23 protein-coding genes are annotated in these 22,670 nt (G+C 28.7%); 15 read left to right on the forward strand and 8 right to left on the reverse strand.

Annotation, left to right across the window (positions count from 1 at the left end; translation table 11 throughout):
* Positions 1–113 precede the first annotated feature (113 nt).
* From pncA to panB, 7 genes are all read right to left on the reverse strand, one after another.
* Complete coding sequence (gene pncA / locus N5D90_RS05390) at positions 114–716, reverse strand: bifunctional nicotinamidase/pyrazinamidase (RefSeq protein WP_114998876.1); 603 nt, start codon at positions 714–716, stop codon at positions 114–116.
* Between the two features lie 98 nt (positions 717–814).
* Complete coding sequence (locus N5D90_RS05395) at positions 815–1,597, reverse strand: GLPGLI family protein (RefSeq protein WP_280061818.1); 783 nt, start codon at positions 1,595–1,597, stop codon at positions 815–817.
* A gap of 70 nt (positions 1,598–1,667) precedes the next feature.
* Positions 1,668–2,450 carry a GLPGLI family protein gene (locus tag N5D90_RS05400; protein WP_280061819.1) on the reverse strand — a complete coding sequence of 261 codons (783 nt, stop codon included), beginning with the start codon at positions 2,448–2,450 and terminating at the stop codon, positions 1,668–1,670.
* 106 nt (positions 2,451–2,556) lie between these two features.
* The gene (locus N5D90_RS05405) at positions 2,557–3,549 is read right to left on the reverse strand and encodes a glycosyltransferase family 2 protein (RefSeq protein ID WP_280061820.1); all 993 of its coding nucleotides are present in this window, start codon (positions 3,547–3,549) and stop codon (positions 2,557–2,559) included.
* Between the two features lie 12 nt (positions 3,550–3,561).
* A complete protein-coding gene (locus N5D90_RS05410; protein ID WP_280061821.1) occupies positions 3,562–4,422 on the reverse strand; it encodes a lysophospholipid acyltransferase family protein in 861 nt (286 codons plus the stop codon).
* A gap of 24 nt (positions 4,423–4,446) precedes the next feature.
* Positions 4,447–5,130, reverse strand: coding sequence for an RNA pseudouridine synthase (locus N5D90_RS05415; protein WP_280061822.1), 684 nt, complete (start codon positions 5,128–5,130; stop codon positions 4,447–4,449).
* 69 nt (positions 5,131–5,199) lie between these two features.
* Positions 5,200–6,015 (reverse strand): 3-methyl-2-oxobutanoate hydroxymethyltransferase, encoded by an 816-nt coding sequence (panB, locus tag N5D90_RS05420; RefSeq protein ID WP_280061823.1) that lies wholly within the window; start codon positions 6,013–6,015, stop codon positions 5,200–5,202.
* Positions 6,016–6,262: 247 nt separating this feature from the next.
* On the opposite strand from panB, the gene N5D90_RS05425 reads away from it, so the two are divergent.
* The 15 genes from N5D90_RS05425 to N5D90_RS05495 all read left to right on the forward strand — a co-directional run bounded on the left by N5D90_RS05425 (position 6,263) and on the right by N5D90_RS05495 (position 21,603).
* Positions 6,263–7,429: a nucleotide sugar dehydrogenase gene (locus tag N5D90_RS05425; protein ID WP_280061824.1), complete on the forward strand. Its 1,167-nt coding sequence runs from the start codon at positions 6,263–6,265 to the stop codon at positions 7,427–7,429.
* A gap of 21 nt (positions 7,430–7,450) precedes the next feature.
* On the forward strand, positions 7,451–8,497 hold the full coding sequence (gene rfbB, locus N5D90_RS05430; protein ID WP_280061825.1) for a dTDP-glucose 4,6-dehydratase: 1,047 nt from the start codon (positions 7,451–7,453) through the stop codon (positions 8,495–8,497).
* A gap of 67 nt (positions 8,498–8,564) precedes the next feature.
* The gene (locus tag N5D90_RS05435) at positions 8,565–9,410 is read left to right on the forward strand and encodes an ABC transporter permease (RefSeq protein WP_280061826.1); all 846 of its coding nucleotides are present in this window, start codon (positions 8,565–8,567) and stop codon (positions 9,408–9,410) included.
* Position 9,411: 1 nt separating this feature from the next.
* Positions 9,412–10,605, forward strand: a complete 1,194-nt coding sequence (locus tag N5D90_RS05440; RefSeq protein ID WP_280061827.1) for an ABC transporter ATP-binding protein — start codon at positions 9,412–9,414, stop codon at positions 10,603–10,605.
* A 1-nt stretch (position 10,606) separates the two neighbouring features.
* Positions 10,607–11,605 carry a glycosyltransferase family A protein gene (locus tag N5D90_RS05445; RefSeq protein WP_280061828.1) on the forward strand — a complete coding sequence of 333 codons (999 nt, stop codon included), beginning with the start codon at positions 10,607–10,609 and terminating at the stop codon, positions 11,603–11,605.
* Positions 11,586–12,437, forward strand: a complete 852-nt coding sequence (locus N5D90_RS05450; RefSeq protein ID WP_280061829.1) for a glycosyltransferase — start codon at positions 11,586–11,588, stop codon at positions 12,435–12,437. The genes N5D90_RS05445 and N5D90_RS05450 overlap by 20 nt, the downstream gene beginning before the upstream one ends.
* Positions 12,438–12,822: 385 nt before the next feature.
* On the forward strand, positions 12,823–13,539 hold the full coding sequence (locus N5D90_RS05455) for a hypothetical protein (protein ID WP_280061830.1): 717 nt from the start codon (positions 12,823–12,825) through the stop codon (positions 13,537–13,539).
* A gap of 195 nt (positions 13,540–13,734) precedes the next feature.
* On the forward strand, positions 13,735–14,574 hold the full coding sequence (locus N5D90_RS05460; RefSeq protein WP_280061831.1) for a glycosyltransferase family 2 protein: 840 nt from the start codon (positions 13,735–13,737) through the stop codon (positions 14,572–14,574).
* 2 nt (positions 14,575–14,576) lie between these two features.
* A complete protein-coding gene (locus tag N5D90_RS05465) occupies positions 14,577–15,425 on the forward strand; it encodes a glycosyltransferase (protein ID WP_280061832.1) in 849 nt (282 codons plus the stop codon).
* Positions 15,426–15,512: 87 nt separating this feature from the next.
* Positions 15,513–16,502: a hypothetical protein gene (locus N5D90_RS05470; RefSeq protein ID WP_280061833.1), complete on the forward strand. Its 990-nt coding sequence runs from the start codon at positions 15,513–15,515 to the stop codon at positions 16,500–16,502.
* Between the two features lie 15 nt (positions 16,503–16,517).
* Positions 16,518–17,354, forward strand: coding sequence for a glycosyltransferase (locus N5D90_RS05475; protein WP_280061834.1), 837 nt, complete (start codon positions 16,518–16,520; stop codon positions 17,352–17,354).
* A gap of 24 nt (positions 17,355–17,378) precedes the next feature.
* Complete coding sequence (locus N5D90_RS05480; RefSeq protein WP_280061835.1) at positions 17,379–18,176, forward strand: glycosyltransferase family 32 protein; 798 nt, start codon at positions 17,379–17,381, stop codon at positions 18,174–18,176.
* 8 nt (positions 18,177–18,184) lie between these two features.
* A complete protein-coding gene (locus tag N5D90_RS05485; RefSeq protein WP_280061836.1) occupies positions 18,185–19,045 on the forward strand; it encodes an alpha-1,2-fucosyltransferase in 861 nt (286 codons plus the stop codon).
* Entirely contained in the window at positions 19,021–19,863 is an 843-nt protein-coding gene (locus N5D90_RS05490; RefSeq protein WP_280061837.1) for a hypothetical protein, read from the forward strand. Before N5D90_RS05485 ends, N5D90_RS05490 begins: the two co-directional genes overlap by 25 nt.
* A gap of 1,065 nt (positions 19,864–20,928) precedes the next feature.
* Entirely contained in the window at positions 20,929–21,603 is a 675-nt protein-coding gene (locus tag N5D90_RS05495; protein ID WP_280061838.1) for an NAD-dependent epimerase/dehydratase family protein, read from the forward strand.
* On the opposite strand, the gene N5D90_RS05500 is transcribed toward N5D90_RS05495, so the two are convergent.
* The gene (locus N5D90_RS05500) at positions 21,591–22,598 is read right to left on the reverse strand and encodes a glycosyltransferase (protein WP_260392046.1); all 1,008 of its coding nucleotides are present in this window, start codon (positions 22,596–22,598) and stop codon (positions 21,591–21,593) included. The two genes, N5D90_RS05495 and N5D90_RS05500, sit on opposite strands and share 13 nt — an antisense overlap.
* Between the last annotated feature and the right edge of the window lie 72 nt (positions 22,599–22,670).

Raw genomic sequence — 22,670 nt, forward strand, 5'->3', positions numbered from 1 at the left:
CTTTTGTTGACTAATGTTACAGATATTTTTTGAATTTATTCTAAAAAATAAAATGTCATTCAAAAAGTTAAGGATTTTCAAATGACATTTTTATCTAGCGATTTATTATTTTTTTATAATAAATACGTCGAGACATTTCCTCCTTTTTTGATAAAATCTTCTTTCAATTCATCAAAAAGTTCTTGGTTAATAGCCTTTGTTGTTCCTTCTAAAATATATGTTGTATATCCCAATGCTAAAGCATCTTTTGCTGTATAATACACACAATAATCTGCTGCTAAACCGCAAATGTATACACTCGTTACATTATGATCTTTCAAGAATCCATTTAACCCTGTTGGATTCTTTTTATTCACATCAAAAAAAGCACTATACGAATCAACTTCTGGATTCATACCTTTTCGGATGATTGCACTAATTTTATTTTGCTTGATATCTTTGTGTATTTCAGCTCCTTTAGTGCCTTGTACACAATGATCTGGCCATAAAACTTGACGATTTCCACCTAATTCGATTACATCAAAAGGTTGTTTATCTGTGTGTTGCGAAGCAAAACTTTTGTGATTTGCTGGATGCCAATCTTGCGTTGCCACAACAACATCATACTTTTCTTGCAATTTATTTATGCGTTCGATAATTTTATCTCCATCATTCACAGCCAACGAACCTCCTGGTAAAAAATCGTACTGCATATCTACGATGATTAAAGCTTTCATAGTATTTTATTTCTTAAGATTAATTTAGAATTAAATATAAGTTTTATAATATGAAATTGAACCAATTTTTATGAAAATTAATCGAATTTTAAGAAACCTTAATCTCGTTTATTTACGCCAGAATTTCTCATTTCTTCGAAACGTGAGCGTTGTTCTTGCATCAATTTATCAAATTCTGTTTGAGAGATAGCACCTTTATCTTTTGGTTTTTCGATTGGTTTTGTATTTGTTGATGTTTTGATATCTGTCAAATAAATAATTTTAGAACCTTTAAACATTCCTCTGTTAATCTCTGTTTGTACTTCTGCGATTAAACCTGGTAATCCCCAATAATTTTCTGGACCAGTTTTATATTTCAAAGTTGGAATGTACCAAACTGTTGTCTGAACGCTATCAATAATAGCAGTTGCTTTTTTGGCTTCGTTTCCTAAAATTGTTTTTGTTTCGCGCGTTAATTTCCAATCAAAATTTTGCAAAGAATCTTTTATAACATAGCTTTTCCCCATCATGTTTTGCTCTTTTAATAGCAAATGATTTGTACTATTTTTATAAATATTATCTCCATTCATCGACATCATTCGCATTCCGCCTCTCATTCCTCTAGAACCTTGACTTTGATCGTTTGATATTTTTTCAACCATTTTATACAACGATTCATCACCCAAAATAGTCAACTTAGCTTCTTGAGGCTCTTGAATATTTTTCTTGAATTGCTCTTGCATTTCTTTTGGCATCGTACGTCCATTGCCACCTCCCGGAGGTTGAAACGTAAAATCGTCTGGCAAAATAATACGCGTTGTGTACGAAATTTCTACTTTTTCTTGTTGCGCAAATGCAGAAAAACTAAATAGTAAAATAAAAACTGAAATTATTTTTTTCATTTTAAATATGCTTATAGCTTTTAGACAAGAAATTGTATGAAATGTTTAATGAAGGATGAAAATATTTTCTTTAATCCTTACTTACTCCTTCAGAGCTCATCTGTTTTAGCCTTTCCATTGCTTTTTCATTCAACGCTTTATATTCTTCGTTGGTGATTGTATTTTTATCTTTTGGCTTTTCAATTGGTTTTAGATTTGGCACTTCTTTGACTTCTGTTGCACGAATAGTACTACTTTCGATTCCTTTATTTTTTGAGTTTTTAATTTCTACTTCTAATATCAAGCCTGGCAAACCATTGTAAATTCCAGGTCCATCTTTTATCGCAATACTTGGAGCATACCACGCAGTTACAGTTGTTGTGCTATCCACAATAGCAGTTGCTTTTTTGACATTAAAACCAATTAATTTTTTTGTTTCGCGTGTTAATTGCCATTTGTATTCGGTTAATTTATCTTTTATTGTATAAGTTTTGTCAAATGATTTTACACTTTTCAAATAATCTTTTGTAGTTAAATTTTTGAATAAACCATTTCCTGAATCTCCAAAACTCATCGAAACTCTCATTCCATTTCCTCCTTGTTGATTATCTATTTTTTCGACTTTATTATAAGATGATTCGTTTTCATTGATTGTTAAGATAAAATCTTTTGGCTCTTGCATATTCTTAATCATGTCATTGTAAACATCAGTAGGAATTGTGCTTGCTTTACCATTTGTAGAAAATTTTATCGAACCTTTAAATTCTTCTGCATTTACTTTTACAATCTCTTGATAATTCACTTCAAGTTTTTGCCCAAAAGAAATCGCGGTAAGTAGAACGAAATAAGTAAATAATGTAACTATTTTTTTCATTGTAGTTTGATTTGTTCTACAATGATAGTAATATTTTTATGTTCTACAACAATAGAATTAAAAATTTATAGAAATTTTAAGAAATGATTTAATATTTGAAGATAGATTATTTTAAATCCTTAAAGTACTGACGTTTTTGCACGAAATATTGAAAAGGCAATAATTCTTTATCTGAATAATTTTTTATTTGATTTTGTTGACGCTTTTTATACATTTTTATAAAACCAAAATAAAAATGCATATGTGATAAGAAAACAGCCCAAACATGTGGAAGTCCTTGTTTTGGTAAAAAGGCAACAGCAGCAATTCCATCCATAGAAAGACGAGTGAAAAGCATCGGAAAAAGTTTGTTTGCAGGTAGATTTTTAAGCATCATCCACAAACTATTTCGGTAATTTAAATACCATTTTTTTGGATTGGATTTATCCAAAGTTGCACCGCCCAAATGATAAACAGTTGATTCTCCACAATAATAAATTTTTCGCCCAGCATTGTTTAATCGCCAACACAAATCGATTTCTTCCATGTGTGCAAAGAATTCTTCGTCAAAACCATTTTGTTCAAAGAAATCTTTTTTTCGGATGAATAAACTTGCACCCGTAGCCCAAAAAATTTGTGTGGTGTCGTTGTATTGTCCATTGTCTTTTTCTAAAGTTGAAAAAACACGTCCTCGACAAAATGGATAACCAAATTTATCAATGAAACCTCCTCCAGCACCAGCATATTCAAAATATTCTTTGTTTTTGTAGTCTAATATTTTGGGTTGAATTGCGGCGATATCAGGATTGTTGTCAAACAATTTTTCAATTGGTTCTATCCAATTTTCAGTTACTTCGACATCCGAATTTAATAAACAAAAATATTCTGCATCAATTTCTTTTAAACCTTCGTTATAGCCTTGTGCAAAACCATAATTTCCTTTATTCTGAATGATTTTGACAGAAGGAAATTGAGTTGTTAACAATTCGATAGAGTTGTCAGTCGACGCATTATCAATTACATAAATTGTTGCGTTTTTAGAATTGTTAATAACCGAAGGTAAAAATTGAGGCAATAATTTTTCGCCATTCCAATTTAGGATTGCAATTGCTGTTTTCATGAATATTTAAAATTACAAATCGGCATATTTCCAACGTTTGTGGCTCCAAAGCCAATTATCTGGATGTTGTTGAATGGTTTGTTCTAAATGATGAAAAAATTGATGAACAATTTCATTTTCTTCAAATTTTTCTTGTTGAGGTTGTAGTCGAATAAAAGTTGTGTGATAATGACCGCGTTTTATCTTTTCGGTTTGACAAAAGACAACAGCCATATCTTTTCGGCGTGCAATTTTATCAAAACCATTAAAAACAGGTGTTCTTTGATTCAAAAAGTTGATAAAATAATGAACAGCCGATTGTTTTGGACTTTGATCTGCGACAAATAAATAGGCTAATTCTCCATCATTTGGAGCTTTCATCATAAAACGCAACACATCTTTCATATCTAACGCTTTTGTTCCGAAACGACCACGCATAGCATTGATTTTATCGTTCCAAAAAGGATTTCGAATTTTATGATAAACAGCTGCACTTTCTTTTGTTGGTAAATGTTTCACCGTTCCAATAAACCATTCCCAGTTAAAAATATGCCCACACATCATCATGACATCTCGTTTTTCAGTTTTTATTTCATTAAAAACGTCGAGATTAGAATATGTAAATCGTTTGTCCAATTCTTCTTGAGAAATAGAAAAACTTTTTAAAGTTTCAACTAAATAATCACAAAAATTTGCATAGAATTTCTTGTGAATGGCTTTGATTTCTTCCTGAGATTTTTCGGGAAAAGAGTTTTCTAAATTTGTTCTAATAACGCGTCTTCTATAACCAATAACCGTGTACAACAGAAAGAACAGAAAATCTGAGAACCTGTATAAAACCGAAAGAGGTAAACGTGAAATTTGAAAAATTATGAAATAAAAAATGCTGTTCATTTGACAAACAAATAAGCGACAAATTTACGAATTAAATTTGTTCGTTGCTTGCCAAATTGCATCTTTCGGAACTGGAGCTACAATTGTCATTTCTTCTTTTTTGACAGGATGTTCAAATGTAATGCGATGCGCATGTAAACAAATGCTTCCGTCAGGATTAGAACGTTTAGCGCCGTATTTCAAATCGCCTTTGATAGGAGAACCAACAGAAGAAAGTTGCGCGCGAATTTGATGCGAACGACCTGTAAATAACTTCACTTCTACACAATGAAAAGAATCTAAAGCGCCTAAATAAGTGTATTCTAAAATTGCTTTTTTTGCATCAGCAGTAGGTTTAGAATAAACTGTTGTTTTATTATTTTTAGGATTTTTCTTTAGATAATGTTCTAATCTTTCGAAGTCTTTTGGTGGTTTGCTTTGTACAATGGCACGGTAAACTTTGTCAATATTTCGTTTCTGAAACATTTCGTTCATTCGTGTTAAAGCTTTCGAAGTTTTAGCAAAAATCAACACACCAGAAGTTGGACGATCCAAACGATGCACCAACCCTAAGAAAACATTTCCAGGTTTGTTATCGCGTTGTTTTATATAGTCCTTTAGACTATCGATAAGCGGAATATCGCCTGTTTCGTCTCCTTGTGCTAATTCGCCTGCTTTTTTGTTGATGATTAACAAATGATTATCTTCGAATAAAATTTCTGGATTCATGTTTGAGTTTTAAGTGATGAGTTTTGAGTTATGAGAAGAAATTCAAAACCCAAAACTTTCAACTAAAATTTAATATTGTTCATTCACATTTGGAAAGCCACCCGATTTTACATCCGCAACATATTGTCCAATTGCTTGGTGAATTTGATCTTCTAAGTTTAAATATTTACGAACAAATTTTGGTTTGAATTCGTTGTTTAATCCCAACATATCATGTACAACTAAAACTTGTCCGTCGCAACCAGCTCCTGCTCCAATTCCAATTGTAGGGATATTAACAGAGGCTGTTACTTTAGCAGCTAAATCAGCTGGAATTTTTTCCATTACTAATGAAAAACATCCTAATTCTTCTAATAATTTAGCATCACTAATTAATTTTTCTGCTTCCGCATCTTCTTTTGCACGTACTTTATATGAACCAAATTGGTAAATAGATTGTGGCGTAAGACCTAAGTGTCCCATAACAGGAATACCAGCATTTACGATACGACGAATAGATTCTTCGATTTCTTTTCCACCTTCTAATTTGATCGCATGTGCACCAGATTCTTTCATGATTCGAACAGAAGATTCTAAGGCTTTTTGCGGATCAGATTGATAAGTTCCGAAAGGTAAATCAACAACAACCAAAGCGCGTTTAGCTCCACGAACCACGCATTGCGCATGGTAAATCATTTGATCCAAAGTAATTGGTAAAGTAGTTTCGTGACCAGCCATTACATTAGCAGCAGAATCACCAACTAAAATAACTTCAGTTCCAGCCGCATCTACAAGCGAAGCGATTGTAAAATCGTAAGCCGTTAACATCGAAATTTTTTCTCCGGTAAATTTCATGTTACGCACAGTTTCGGTAGTGATACGTTTGATTTCTTTATTTACAGACATTACGTTTATATTTTTAACTTTTGTAAAGTTAATTTGAATATTAAGACAGAACTAATTTTGACTGAAATTTTTTCCAGTTTGACAAATGAAGAAGAAGATAAACGGTTAGTTAAAAATGAAATAACAATTTTTACAATTTTATAAACGTAAATATAATTGTCTATTTGCTCATTTTTAGTAAATTGGTGTTCGAATTGAGAGAATTTCACTAAATTTGTTCTCTTAAACTAATTTTAAATAACCATAAATGAAAATAGCAATAGTGGGAACAGGCTACGTTGGTCTGTCTAACGCAATTTTATTGGCTCAGCATAATGAGGTAGTGGCGTTAGATGTTGTTCCAGAAAAGATTGCAATGCTCAATGCAAAAAAATCTCCAATTGAAGATAAAGAAATTATAGATTTTTTGCAGAATAAGGAGCTTAATTTTCTTGCGACTTTAGACAAAGAAACTGCGTATGCAAATGTAGAATATGTAATTGTTGCTACACCTACGGATTACGATCCAAAAACAAATTATTTTAATACATCAAGCGTAGAATCGGTTATAAATGATGTAAAACACTATAATCCGAATGCTGTAGTTGTTATAAAATCGACTGTACCGGTTGGTTTTGTAGAGGATTTAAAATCACGATTAGAATATCAAAATATTATTTTTTCTCCTGAATTTTTGCGAGAAGGAAAAGCTTTATACGACAATTTGTATCCATCAAGAATTATTATTGGTGAGCAAAGCGAAAGAGCAGAAGTTTTTGCTAATTTGTTGAAAGAAGGAGCAATTAAGAAAGATATTCCGACGTTGTTTACACATTCAACAGAAGCTGAAGCAATCAAATTATTTTCGAATACCTATTTAGCATTGCGTGTCGCTTATTTTAATGAGTTAGATAGTTATGCGCAAACATTCAATTTAGATAGTAAACAAATTATCGAAGGGGTTGGTTTGGATCCTCGTATCGGTTCGCATTACAACAATCCATCGTTTGGTTATGGTGGTTATTGTTTGCCAAAAGATACGAAGCAATTATTGGCTAATTATGATACAGTTCCGAATAATATTATTCAAGCAATTGTTGATGCAAACAGAACGCGAAAAGATTTTATTGCAGATTCTATCATCGCTAAAAATCCTAAGAAAGTTGGTGTTTATCGCTTGATTATGAAATCAGGTTCAGATAATTTTAGAGCATCAGCAATTCAAGGAGTCATGAAACGAATCAAAGCAAAAGGAATTGAAGTGGTGGTTTATGAACCAGTTCTGAAAGAAGATTCTTTCTTTGGATCGAAAGTGATGAATGATTTTGAAGCTTTTAAGGCAGCATGTGATGTGATAATCTCGAATCGAAATGCACCTGAATTAGCTGACGTGAAAGAGAAAGTTTATACGCGCGATTTGTTTGGAAACGATTAAAAATAACAACTATAAAATACTATGAAAACTATTTTAATTACAGGTGGAGCTGGATTTATCGGTTCTCACGTTGTAAGAGAATTTGTCTTAAAATATCCTGAAACGAAAATCATCAACCTTGATGCGTTGACATATGCTGGGAATTTGGAGAATTTGAAAGATATCGAATCGTATCCAAATTACGAATTTGTAAAAGCGGACATTGTTGATGCAAAACATATTTTAGAGGTTTTTGAAAAGCATCAACCAGATGGTGTTATTCATTTAGCTGCCGAATCGCATGTGGATCGTTCGATTACGAATCCATTAGAATTTGTGATGACCAATGTGATTGGAACAGTTAATTTATTGAATGCTGCAAAACATATTTGGAAAGATAATTTTGAGGGGAAACGTTTTCATCATGTTTCGACAGATGAGGTGTTTGGTGCTTTGGGAGACGAAGGTTTTTTTACAGAAGAAACTTCTTATGATCCACATTCACCTTATTCGGCATCAAAAGCATCTTCGGATCACTTTGTAAGAGCGTATCATGATACCTATGGATTACCAATTGTGATGACGAATTGTTCGAACAATTATGGGCCAAATCATTTTCCAGAAAAATTAATTCCATTGTGTATTCACAACATCTTAAACGGAAATCCACTTCCAATATACGGAGATGGTAAATATACGCGCGATTGGTTGTTTGTGATTGATCATGCGAAAGCGATTGATTTGGTTTTCCACGAAGGTAAAAATGGAGGATCTTACAATGTAGGAGGTTTCAATGAATGGCAAAATATCGACTTGGTGAAAGAATTGTGTAAGCAAATGGATGAAAAATTAGGGAAAGAAGCAGGAACTTCCGAACAATTAATCACCTTTGTAAAAGACCGTCCAGGACATGATTTACGTTATGCCATTGATGCAACAAAAATCAACGAAGAGTTAGGATGGAAACCAAGTGTGACGTTTGAGCAAGGTTTATCTAAAACGATTGATTGGTTTTTATCCAACAAAGAGTGGTTAGATAATGTAACATCTGGCGATTACCAAAATTATTACGAAAAACAGTATAATTAAAAAAGGGTTTTATAGGTTGATGAAGAAATTAATCTATAAACTTAAAACCTTAACCTAAAAAGTTTCTATGAGTTTAAAAACAGTAGTTTACTCTTCTGATAAAAAAACACATTTCCTCAAGGAATTAAAAAATATATTTAAAGATATATCAAATTCTCACTTTTTAGCTTATCAGATGGCTAAAAGGGACATACAAGCACAGTATAGACAGTCTTATTTGGGTATTTTTTGGGCATTTGCTCCAGTTATTATTAACTCATTAGTGTGGCTGTTTTTAAATGGATCAGGTGTTGTTTCAGTACAAGGAGTTGGTATTCCTTATCCTTTGTTTGTTGTGATTGGTACAACTTTATGGAGTGTATTTGCTGATACAGTTCAAAGCCCTATGGTTTCTGTAAACGCAGGAAAGGGAATTATGTCTAAAATTAATTTCCCTAAAGAAGCGCTTCTAATGGCTGGTATGTATAAAATATTTTTCAATCTAGGATTGAAACTTATTTTGTTAGTGGTCTTTTTAATTTATTTCGGTGTTAATTTAGATATTAATTTTCTCTACTTTCCATTTCTATTGGTGTTACTTTTAATTTTTTCTTTCTCTTTAGGATTATTAATAACTCCAATAGGACTAATTTATACAGATATTGCGAAAATAATTAATACAGGAATATCATTTTTGATGTATCTAACACCTGTAGTATATGCAATGCCTAAAGGAGGTTTTTTTGGACTCTTATTTAAATTGAATCCTCTAACTTATTTAATTAATGATACAAGAAATTCGATTACCAATCAGCCTATCGAATCAATGTTTCTAAATTTATTAATACTGATCATTAGTATATTCATAAGTTTAATAGGATTAGTTGTTTTCAGAAAATCAATGCCAATCATTATCGAAAAAATATCTGGATAATATGGAAAAAGAAATATTAGTAGAAGTTCAAAATGTATCAAAGAAATTTTCTTTAGATCTCAAAACTTCTTTAAAGTATGGAGCAACAGATATTATTCGAAGTAGTTTTGGATTAAAATCTTCAAAAGAACTTCGCAAAGGAGAATTTTGGGCAGTACAAGATATAAGTTTTAAACTAAGAAGAGGAGAATGTATTGGTTTGATTGGTCATAATGGAGCTGGGAAAAGTACGCTGTTAAAAGTTTTGAACGGACTTTATACGCCTGATAAAGGACAAATTGTAATGCGTGGTAAAATAGGTGCGCTTATTGAATTAGGTGCTGGTTTTAACCCTATTTTAACGGGACGTGAGAATATTTACAATAATGCAGCAATTTTAGGATTTACAAAAGAAGAAGTCAATCAAAAAATACAATCTATTATAGATTTCTCTGAAATAGAAAAATTTATAGATATGCCTGTTCAAAATTATTCATCAGGAATGAAAGTTCGCTTAGGATTTGCTGTAGCAGCACATTTAGAACCAGATGTTTTAATTATTGATGAGGTCTTAGCAGTAGGTGATTTAGGATTTATTTTAAAATGTTTTAAAAAAATTGACGAATTACTACCTAATACTGCTATAATATTTGTCTCACACAGTATGCCAATGGTTTCTCGTATTTGTAATGAAATTATTCTAATGGATCATGGAGTTGCAGAATACCAAGGGAATGATATAGGAAAAGGGGTACAATTATATTATAATAAATTTTCTACTTCTGGTGAAAATATAGTGTTCAATTCTGGCGAATTTTCTTTAATAAATAAGGGATCTTCATTGGTTGATATGCAAATTAGTAGATTGGTAGATTTCCAAATTCATTTTGTATTCCAAATTCATTCAAAACAAGTAAAAGAAATTCCAATTCTATATATCGAATTTAAAGATAAGGAACAAAGAGCTGTAGCAGGAGTTAATGTAATAAAAGATGGACGGATTGATCCTGAAAAAAATGAATTAACTTATACCATTACAATCAAAAATCCTTTATTTACTTTAGGGAAATATACATTAGATATAGGTTTATTTGATCGAATCACCGAATCTCCATACTTCAGACAGAATAATTCTCTTGAGTTTATAGCATCAGGTGATAAAGAATTTTGGGTTCCTTTTGAACTCGATATAGATTCCCAAATAACGAATGATTAATATGGCTGATAGTAATTCGGACGAAATAGTAGTTAGTATTATTTGTGACTGTTATAATCACGAAAAATATATTGCTCAAGCATTAGATGGTTTTCTTATGCAAAACTGTGATTTTAAATTCGAAGTATTAATACATGACGATGCATCTACAGACAATAGTGCTGCCATTATCAAAGAATATGAGCTAAAATATCCAGAAATAATTAAGCCTATATATCAAAAAGAAAACCAATATTCAAAAAAAGTAAATATTTGGAAAGATTACCAGTTTTCTCGTGCTAAAGGCAAATATATCGCAATCTGTGAAGGAGATGATTATTGGATAGACCCTCTAAAACTTCAAAAACAAGTAGATTTTTTAGAAAATAATGAAGATTATAGTTCTTGTTTTACATTATATAAACGATATTTTGAAAAAGAAAATAGATTTGAAGAAAACAATCTTCCGAATTTAAATGATGTAGACAAAACTCTTAATGGGCAAATTTTAACTATTGAAAATTATACAGAGGATTGGTATACTCAAATTCTAACATTACTAGCTAGAAAAAGTATTATTGAGTCAATTGATTTAAATATTTATAAATATCCACGAGATAATCATTTCTGTTATCATCTTTTAAAAATAGACAAATCTATTTGTTTTAATTTCTTAACAAGTATCTATAGAAAACATGAAAATGGAGTCTATTCGAGTATATCTGTAAAGAATAATTACGAGCAACATTATTTAATTTATGAAGAATTATATTTGAATAATCTTGATGATCTTAAACTTAAAAATTTTAGTTTCATAATGTTGGATAATCTATCAAAAGTCAGTCAATTAATAGATCTACTAGATTTTTATGAAAAGATACAAATAAGAGAAGGGAAATCTAAATTGTTTTTTTCTTATCCAAAATCACAAAAAATAAAATTTTTTAAAAAACTAAGTTTTATAAATAAATTATTCATCGTTAAAGAATATTGTAAAAGATATGTCTCATCCATTATTTAGTATTTTAATCGCAAATTATAACAACGGACACTTTTTCAAAGACTGTTATGATAGCTTAATAGCACAAACTTATCAGAATTTCGAAGTAGTTATTCTAGACGATTGCTCCACAGATAATTCTGTAGAAGTTATTAAATCTATTATTGGCGAAGACAAAAGATTTAAGCTTTTTCAAAATGAAGAAAATAAAAAAGTAGGATATACAAAGAGAAGATTGGTAGAACTTGCTTCAAGCGAAATCTGTGGTTTTTTAGATCCTGATGACGCATTAGAGCCTCAAACTTTAGAAAGTATTTTAAATCATCATAATAACAATATAGAAGTAGGTTTAGTCTATTCTAATTTTATCATCTGTAATGAAAAACTTGAAAAACAAAATGTACATCATGCAACACAAATAACTGCATTAGATGAGCATTATCTTAATTTTAAAGGAGAGATATCGCATTTCGCAACTTTCAAAAAATCCATTTACAATAAAACGACAGGTATTGATACTTTCCTCAAAATCGCAGAAGACAAAGATTGGTACATGAAAATGTGTGAAGTAGCTCCTGTGTTGTATATAGATGAAGATCTTTATCTATACAGAATACATAACGGTGGTATTTCTACAAATAAAAATGCAGAAAAAGCCTATTTCTGGCATTGGGTTGCTTTAATCAAGATGGCTGAAAGAAGAAATGTTAATATTGAAGAACTATTTATTGATAATTTTGTAAATAGAAGAGATTATGACAACATTTCTACTAAATTAGAGTTACTAAAAAAATCAAGATTACTAAAATTATTATATAAATTAGGACTATTTAAAGGTTATAAATACCTATAATCAGAAAAGACTCATATTAATCGGTAACAACTTTACTCTACAATGAAACCTAATAGCTAAGCTCTATTAATCTACATTTAGCAAAAAACACTAAACTATCTGCTTGTATAAAACAAATTCAAAGGAAAAATTAAGCAATCCACGAACTTATTCAGCATCATTATAGCCAATATACATAAAGTATCATCACAGATTCCTATAACAAACCTCCTCTTTAAGTCGGCTTAGAGGCGACATAAAGGTAGCACAGAGGTAGCATAGAACTACTATAAAAATAACTTAGGAATACAATTGAAGAAGTAAAAAACAATTAAAAAGGAGAAAAATAGAAATAAATTCACTATATTTAATTAATTGATTTTCAATATTTAAATATAGTAAATTTATGGCTAAAACAGATAATGAATTTAATATAAATGGTAAATTAGGAAATTTAATTTTTTTTCAACGTAATGGTAAATCTTTTGTCAAAAAATATGCAGGTGGATTTGTTAATAGTTCAGCACAACAGCATCCAAATACAATAGAAGTTAAGAAACGTTTCAAAGAATTATCGATGTTTTCCGCATCCTTCAAGAAAAACATACTACCATTCAACTGGAAACAAAAAGACGGTACCTTTCACAACCAATTGGTTTCATTTTTCTCTACTATAAAAAAAGAAACCAATCAATCTACCATGTACACAGCACTAGTAGAAGCCTACAAAAATGGTAAGTTACAACATCGTTCATTCAACAAAAAGTGCAAACTATCCCCGTTTTATGTGCAATATAATGCCCAAACAAATGAATTAAAAATACAAGCAGGCCTAGTATTTCAACACAAATCCAAATTCCCGAACGCTTATTTAGAAATTAGTATAGGATGGTTGGTTTGCACCGAAGAATTAGAGCTAAACCTTATCAATTTTCAAACTTTCTATGTCCCAATAGATACCCTTGCTACACCACTTTCAGAAATTAAATTATCTCCACAAATACAAGAACAACAAAACTCATCAACAACTTTTCCTTTTGTCGGCATATCCATTGTGACACAAGATGACGAACAAGCAAAACTCTTTCATCCTTTTCACTATACACTCACCACATTCCTATAAATAAGAAAGCATAAGCTATAATTAGTAAATCTACTTTTCATTAAGAATACCATAATTATCGTATAATATAAATAATGATAAACAAATACGGTTAAAAAATAGAAGAGCAGAGATCATCAAATAATAACTTGTATATTCTTACAAATGAAGTAACTTTGTAAACAACCTAAATTAGAAATACTTAATATACACATCATGCAACAACCTCTTATTTCGGTTATTGTTCCCTGCTACAATCAGTCTATTTATATGGACGAATGTCTACAATCAGTCTTAGATCAAACCTATCAAAATTGGGAATGTATTATTGTAAATGACGGCTCACCAGACAATACAGAAGAAGTTGCACTACATTGGGTAGAAAAAGATACACGCTTTATCTATCTCAAAAAAGAAAACGGAGGCTTGTCTTCTGCCCGAAATGCAGGTATAGAGAAAGCAAAAGGCGAATGGATACAATTTTTAGATTGTGATGATATTATTTTAGAAGATAAATTTGAAGTTGCTATAATTCATATGAATCAATATGATATTATCATTTGTAATTTTAATTTATTTAATGAGTTAGGAGAATATGAACCTTTTTGTGATTTAAATAAAGCAGTTTTTAATCTTGAAAATATTATTTTAAAATGGGACAATGGACTTAATATTCCAATACATTGTGCTATTTTCAAAAAATCAAGTATTTTAAATTTTAAATTTATAGAATCATTGAAGTCAAAAGAAGATTGGATTTTTTGGATTTCACTTTATGAAATTAATAAAAAAACAAAATTTATTAATAAATCTTTAGCAAAATATAGAATTAATCCTAATTCAGTAGGATTGAATACCTTTCTAATTATGGAAGCAAATAAATATTTGTATGAAAATAGTTCACCTTTAATAAAAGAGTTAACTTTTAAGAAAATAAATATTGATAATAAAATCAAAAATGATGAAATTATAAGATTGAGAACAATCCTTTCCAAATTAGAAAATAATAAGTTTTTCAGCGTATATAAAAGATTTAGAGGACTACTAAAAATATAATAATGCTATCAATTATAGTCTCATCCTATCAAGAAGAATATTTCATTCAGTTTTCTAAAAATATAGAAGAAACTATTGGAAATGATTTTGAGTACGAAATCATTCAACAATGGAATCCTGGAACAATGGGTATTTGCGAAGCATACAATAGAGGAGCAGAAAAAGCGCAATACGAAAATCTATTATTTATACATGAAGACGTCATTTTTGAAACAAAAAATTGGGGGAACATTCTAACAGATTATTTAAAAATGGATCATATAGGTTGTATTGGCCTTGCAGGTGCAAATTATATTCCAAATACACCAACACCTTGGTGGGTAATAGAAGGTTATGCTAATTCTCACTTATCACATTATAATAAAAAAACGAATAAAAGATATGATTATACATTTTCTAGAGATAAAAACCGTTTACTTAAAACAAAATTATTAGATGGTGTTTTTATAGCTTGTCGAAAAAATGTTTGGAAGAAGATTAAATTCAATGAAGATTTAAAAGGTTTTCATGGTTATGATATTAATTTTAGCATAAAAGTTACTGAAAACTATCAGAACTATATAACGAATAAAATTTCTATAGTACATTTTTCTCATGGTAATTTGACCAAAGAATGGTTACAAAATTTGATTGTAGCTTATAAAGAATCTAATTCAGTTAATCAGGTAACCAATAAAGATACAGAGTTGTTCTGTTTTAATTATTTGGCAGATCAGTTAAGACATTTTGGGTTTACAATGGAAGATAAAATGATATATCTTAATCAATTTATTTCATATAAAAATTTAGGACTGAAGAATTGGTTAAAAGCAAAACATAAGATAAAAGCAATTAAAAAGTACAATAATTAAAATAAAAATGTCTCATCTCAAAGGATTAAATAAATTACAAGCGGATTCACTAACTGTAGTTGTTTATTTTAAACTAAAAAAAGAAATTTGAAGTATAATTTTATGCCGTCCATTCTTTTCATATACAAAAACACCAATCTTGCTCAGCAGTTTGCAAAGCACTTCAGACTGAATGGCTACTCTTTGTATGAGTTTTATGACGAGCCGATTCCCTATTATGAATTTTCGGGACTGCAACGTTTGGAGAACATCTATTATCGAGTTGTTAAAAAAGACACGCAACATATTCACAACATCAATCATCGTAATTTTATTAATCTTAGCAATAGAAAGCTAAAACAGTTACAACAACAACATCTAAAATTTGATTATTGTTTTATTATTCGTGGTGATTTAATTCCAGAGAATGTGCTAAAATATGCACGTTCAGTTTCTACTAAAATGATTGATTACCAATTGGATGGGTTATCAGTTTCTGAAAAGATTTTAGAGTACAATAAATTATTTGATCAAATCTATGTTTTTGATGTGCAAGATGTAGTCAATTATCCTAATTATAATTTAAAAGCAATTACCAATTGCTTTTTTGAAGAAGAAAATGACGAAAATATAGAATGGGATATTTATTATACAGGAATGTATCTCGAAGAAAGGGTTTTGAAGATTAATTATTTAGTAAATATGTTAGTAAATAAAGAATTAAATTATAATATTAATTTGTTAACTGGTAGAAATTTTAAAGAAATAAATAATGTTAAGTTTATAAAGCATGGGATTTCCTATGAAAAAAATATCTTACTGACGAAGAAATCAAACATTTTATTAGATTTTAAAAGAGAAGAACATGACGGTTTATCGCTAAGATTTTTTGAGGCTCTAAACTTTAATAAAAAAATTATTACAGATAATAAAGCAGTTGTAGAATATGATTTTTTTAATCCTAAAAATATTTATGTAACTGACTTTGTTAATTTTGATGGTTTAAATGAATTTTTGAATTTTCCTTATCAAGAAATTGATGATTCGGTTAAACAAAAATATAATTTCAAGAATTGGATACAACAAATATTATATTAATTAGAATTTCTTTAAATGCTTTCAATCATCATTTCATCTTATAACGAAAATTATTTTAATCAACTTGAAAATAATATAAAAGAAACTATAGGACAAGATATTCTCTATGAAATTATTAAAATTGAGAATCATAATAAATACTCAATAAATCAAGCTTATAATTTAGGGGCTAACAAATCAAGCTATCAAAGTTTACTATTTATTCATGAAGATTTACTTTTTTTAACGAAAGATTGGGGAGAGAAATTGTTAGAACTCTTGCTTAACGAAGATATTGGATGTATAGGACTTGCTGGAGAAAATTATGAGTCTTATTTTCCATCCTATTGGTATAGTAATCCTGATAAAAAAGCGCACATTATTCAAGAAATTGATAATGGAGAGATTTTTATGAATAAAGTAAATTTTAGAAAAGATAGAAAAATAGAAGAAATAGTTTCAATTGACGGAGTATTTATAGCTTGTAAAAAAGAAGTTTTTGAAAAAAATAAATTTGATGAAAATTTAAAAGGATTTCATGGTTATGATTATGATTTTTCTGTAAGAATATCAAGAAAATATCAAAATTATGTCACTTCAGAAATTTTAATCAAACATTATTCTTCGGGGTCTTTTACGAATGATTGGCTTGAAAATGTTTTGAAAGTTAGAAAGAAAAATGGTTTTTATCCTAAGTTTCAAAAAATCAATAAAGATTTAGAATTGCAAAAGGCTTATAATTTAATTCTTTTATTTAATAGATTTAATTATTCCAAATTAAAAAGTTTTAAAATATTAATTAATTATATAAATCCTCAAGCGATTGGATTTAAAAATTGTTTTAAAATATTAAATAGAGTTAGATATCTATAACTAGTTAAATGTAAGGTTAAAAATATGATTCCAAAAAAAATTCATTATTGTTGGTTTGGAAGAGGAGAAAAATCTCCTTTGATACAATATTGTATAAATTCTTGGCAAAAAAATAAAGCAGATTTTGAAATTATCGAATGGAATGAAGATAATTTTGATGTTACACAAAATATCTTTGTAAAAGAAGCCTATGAGCAAAAGAAATGGGCTTTTGTATCAGATTTTGCAAGAGCAAAAGTTTTGTTGGACAATGGAGGATTTTACCTTGATACTGATATGGAGTTAAAATACCCATTGTCTGATTTTGTAAACAATAAAGCGATTTGTTCTTTTGAAGCTAAATATGTTCCATTTTCAGCATTTTGGGGAGTAGAAAAAGGTCATCAATTGGCACAAGATATCATAGATTATTACAATTCATTAAAACAATTAGATTTAACTCCTTGTCCAAAAATATTTTCTGAATTGTTAGTAGATCAGTATGGTATTGATAGTGCAAAAGACGAAATGCAGTTTGGTAAACATGATTTAGTTGTTTTTCCTTCCGAATATTTCTCTCTTGATTTACCAATTAATTATATTACACACCATTTTGGCGGTTCATGGCATGATAGCTGGGAAGAAGAAAATAGTGGATATAAAGAAATGATTAATTCGTATGGTGTTGTAAAACGTTTTATTGAATTAAGAAATGGTAAAAGTCAAATAAAACATTTGATTTACGATAAAAATATTTTTGAAATAGATCAAATATTAGATCAAATCCCTTTGCGATATATTATCAATTACACGTTTAGCAAACTTAAAAAGAAACTATTTTGATTCAGAAAATGATTAATTTTTTTAAAATAGTGTTTAGTTTTTTATTACTTAGGAAACCAGCTATTATCATAGTTACTCCCAATAATATTCGTTTAGGAAATCATTTATATTATTTGCTTCATTGTAATATTGAAAATAAAAGATCAACTTTATTTAAGTATGTTATTCTAGAAGATGATAATTTAGTTGAATGGTTAATTAAGTTTCCTGAATTAAGAAAATTAGTTAAAAATAAGGAGAAAGTCAAACGTTTAGATATTAAGAAGAAGGACTATAGTTTTTTTCAGAGATTTGGTAAAGATTTTACTGAAGAAGAATTAAATGACTTTATTGATGTATATATTAAGCCAGAAATAATAAAGTTTGAATCGTCAGAATTTAGTTCAGATGATTTGATTATTAATCTAAGAATTGGAGATTATTATGCTTCCGTTAATGAAAGTAAATACGGATTTAATCAAACAGAATACGTCAAATTTATTTTTAATCATTCTGAAAATTTTTCATTAAAGAAGTATACTAAGATTATTATTATTTCTGATGATCAAAATTGGTGCAAAAAACATTTGAATTTTTTAGACAAATATTGCGAAGAATTAATCATTTCTGATGAGTATAATGATGCTTTCAAATGTTTAATAGGAATTTCATTATCTAAAAATTTGATAATTTCAAATTCAACTTTTTCTTATTGGGGAGCCTATATTTCAAATAGAATAAATAACTATTACAATGTGATAGCACCCGCTTTTCATTCAAGAGCAGTACAAGACGAAATAGCATACCAGTTAAATCCAAAATGGAAAATTGTTAGTAAAGAAGAGTTTAATTTTGATCAGTTAGTATGCAAAGACTTAAAGATGCCATAGCAGTATTGTTAGGCAAAGCAAATGCTTCGGTTATAAAATCTAAACCAGAAATTAAATTCAGAAATGAAGAATTTTCTGTAGAAGAAATGGAATGGCTTAACACTATATCTATCGAGTTTTTGTTCGCAGAATTTGGAGAGAATAGAACGAATGGCGGAGGTTCTAGTTTTGATGATGAGAATAGATTAAATCCTTCTCTTAAAACTTTAAAAGAATATTTTCCAAATGCTAAATATACAGTCTACAGTGATTTTGATCTTCAAATTGATGGTGTAGAATTAATCAAAGTAACTTCTCCAGTTATTGATCCAGATCATCCTAGATATGGTTATCGTACGGCGGATTATTATAAATTTATGGCTTTGGTCAATTCCAAAGCTGATTTCAAATGTATTTTAGATAGTGATATGCAAATTGTCTCTTCGGATATAATAGCATTAATCTGTTTAACTGAGAAGTTCGGTTTTTGTGTTCCATATAACAACCGACAATTATTGCGTGGTGATATGCTTATATCAAAAGATACACAGCCAATAAATGATGAATCTAAAGGTTTAGGGCAATCCTATAACCAAAGTCCAATGACTTTATGGAAAAATAACGAAAGAGGACAACTATTTTATACAACTTGTGCTGAGATTATGAAAATAGATCCTTCTCGTGCTTCGTTAGTCATGTGGAAAGCAGCATGGCAAACAGGAGTTTATCCATATATTTTACCAAAACAATGGTGTGTATGTGATTCTGACGAAGGCATCGGTGATGAAATCATCCTACATGTAGGGCATAAAAGTGTTAAAAAGTATTATGAGAAATAAAATTTATTATTTAATACCATTATTACAAATAATCACCATTATTTTTGGAAGTAATTATTTTATTACTGAAACAAACGATTCTTATGATTATTATAAAATATCAAATGATTTGCCTTTTATAAAAAATAGTTTATTCCCTATTTTTTATCCATTTTTGTTAAAAGTTATTAATTTAATTTTTAAAGATTTTTTTATATCATCAAAATTTATAAACTGTTTTTGTATACTTTTCTCTCTTTATATAGCTAAAAAATATTTAAAAGAATGGAAAATATTTTGGATATTAACACTAACTTGGGGATTTAGACCAATAATCTCATATTCGTGGACAGAGGTATTATTAATTCCATTTTTTTTGTTATTCTTTATTAATTTAAAATTATTAATCTATTCATATAAACCTAAAAATTTTATTTGTATAACATTGTTATTTGTATTAATGGTAACAACTAAATACTCATTAATATCAATTATTTTAGGTAGTATTATACTCTCTTTCTTTTTTTACATTCAATCCAAAAATAAAAGCTATTTATTATTACTTTTATCGTGTTTTGTGTCATTGATTATTAGTTTTTTATACTTATCTATAAACAAATTACTAACAGGATATTTTACAGGTGATAGGTCAGCTTTAGGAGATGTTACCACGAATTTACGATTAAGTTTATACAATACGCTTCAAAGCTTTAATCCATTATTTTCAAATTTTACAGAAAGAACACCTTATTTTATAGTTCTAATAATTTTTGCCTTGTTTTTAGTTATTTATTATAGGAGATTTAAAAAAATTATTTTTGTTGGATTAGGTGAGAATATTTTTTTTATTTTATTAAGTTTTTTTTATTTATTGTTTTTATGGATAACATATTTTTTTACAAGAATTGATGTCTTGAGTATAAGATTATTATTTCCATTCTATATACTTTTTTTTGTTGGTCTTTATATAAATTCTGTGAAAATTAATTTTTATAATGTTATTTTATTTCTTATTATATTGAACATCTTATTTACGATATTTAATCAAATAAAATCAGTTACGTATATTCCAAACTATTTTTAATTATGATAATAGGTAGAGGGTTAATCGCAAATTTATTTACGGAAATTGATTTGGATGAGGTTGTTTTCTTTGCTTCAGGTGTATCTAACTCATCAGAAACGAGGAAAGAAGAGTTTCTTCGTGAGCAAAATCTTGTAGAGCAAACCTTAGTAAATAATCCAGAAAAATTATTTATATACTTCAGTACATGTTCTATTTATGATTCATCTAAATACAATTCACTATATGTGTTACATAAATTACATATCGAAGAAATCATCAAACAAAAAGCAAAACATTTTCTTGTTTTAAGAGTTAGTAATGCTGTGGGAAGAGGAGGAAACCCAAATTTGTTAATGAATTATTTATCTCGACAAATTTTGAATGACCAGGAATTAGTTGTTCATCAACACGCAACACGTAATTTGATTGATGTAGAAGATGTAAAGAAAATTACATTAAAATACATTAATTTAAAAAAATGGAACAAAATAGTAAATGTAGCGTATTCTGAGAATTTTAATATTCCTGAAATAATACAGGCTTTAGAAAAGAATTATGCTCAATTTGCTAAGAAAATAATAGAGAATAAAGGAGAACATTACTCAATAGATATTCATGAGTTGGATTATGAATTTGAATTAACAAGTAAGGAGAGTTACTTAAAAAATATTATTGATAAGTATTATCCCTCATAACGTTTTTTGAAAATTCTAAAACCAATTGGAGAAGGAAGATTTAATAAAAAATTTTCCTTTTTTTGTTTTTTGGTAAATTCACTAGAAAGATAATCAACTAAACTGAAAGATGGTGCTTTCTGCATTCGTTGATAATTGGTTATAAAATACTCTTTATCTTTCAGTACTTTCCATTGCATTTGTAAAATGGTCTTTTTATAATCGACAATCCAACCTCGTATTAATTTTTTTCGTTTCTCACTTTCTGTTTGATGATAGGATTTTGAAATCCACTCTAAAATAGTTTGATGATTTTCAGAGTTCTTTTTTGTACGATTAAATACGACAGAATTCGCATGTAAATAATAATTATATGTAATATCTTTTATGATAGAAAGCGAATTAATTTTTTCCATAACATGAAACATCCACAATTCGTCTTGCGCATATAATCCTGGAACAAAATAAATTTCATTTTCTTTGATAAAGCTTAATTTAACTAACTTATTCCATGACGAAACAGGAAAAGAACCTCGACAATAAGCTTTGAAAATAGAAAGATTATCTGAATAAACAAGAGTTGAAAAATCTGTAGAAAATCCAAAATCTTTTGTAGAATGGTCAAAAGTATTAATCCAACGATTTTGAGCGATGACCATCTCTGTTTTATTTTCTACAACATTCTTTACTAATTTTTCAATACAATCATTCGTAATATCATCATCACTATCCAAAAAATAAATATATTCTCCATTAGAATGTTCTATGCCAGTATTTCGAACAACAGATAAACCTGCATTTTCTGCATGATGGATTAATTTAATATTTAAATTTGGATTGTCTTGTGTGAACTTATCAATTATTGACAAACTATTGTCAGGTGTACAATCATTAACCAGAATAATCTCGATGTTTTGATAAGTTTGATTTTTAACAGATTCTAAACATCTAAAAATATAATCTTCACATTTGAAAATAGGAATATTTATGCTAATAAGAGGGAAATTTGAAATCAAAGTATTAGATTTTGATAAATTTATTTTGGAAAACAAATTTAATAATATATATTAATTATTAAGTGTTAAAAT

The sequence above is a fragment of the Empedobacter sp. GD03797 genome (genome assembly GCF_029842105.1).
GTDB classification, from domain to species: domain Bacteria; phylum Bacteroidota; class Bacteroidia; order Flavobacteriales; family Weeksellaceae; genus Empedobacter; species Empedobacter falsenii_C.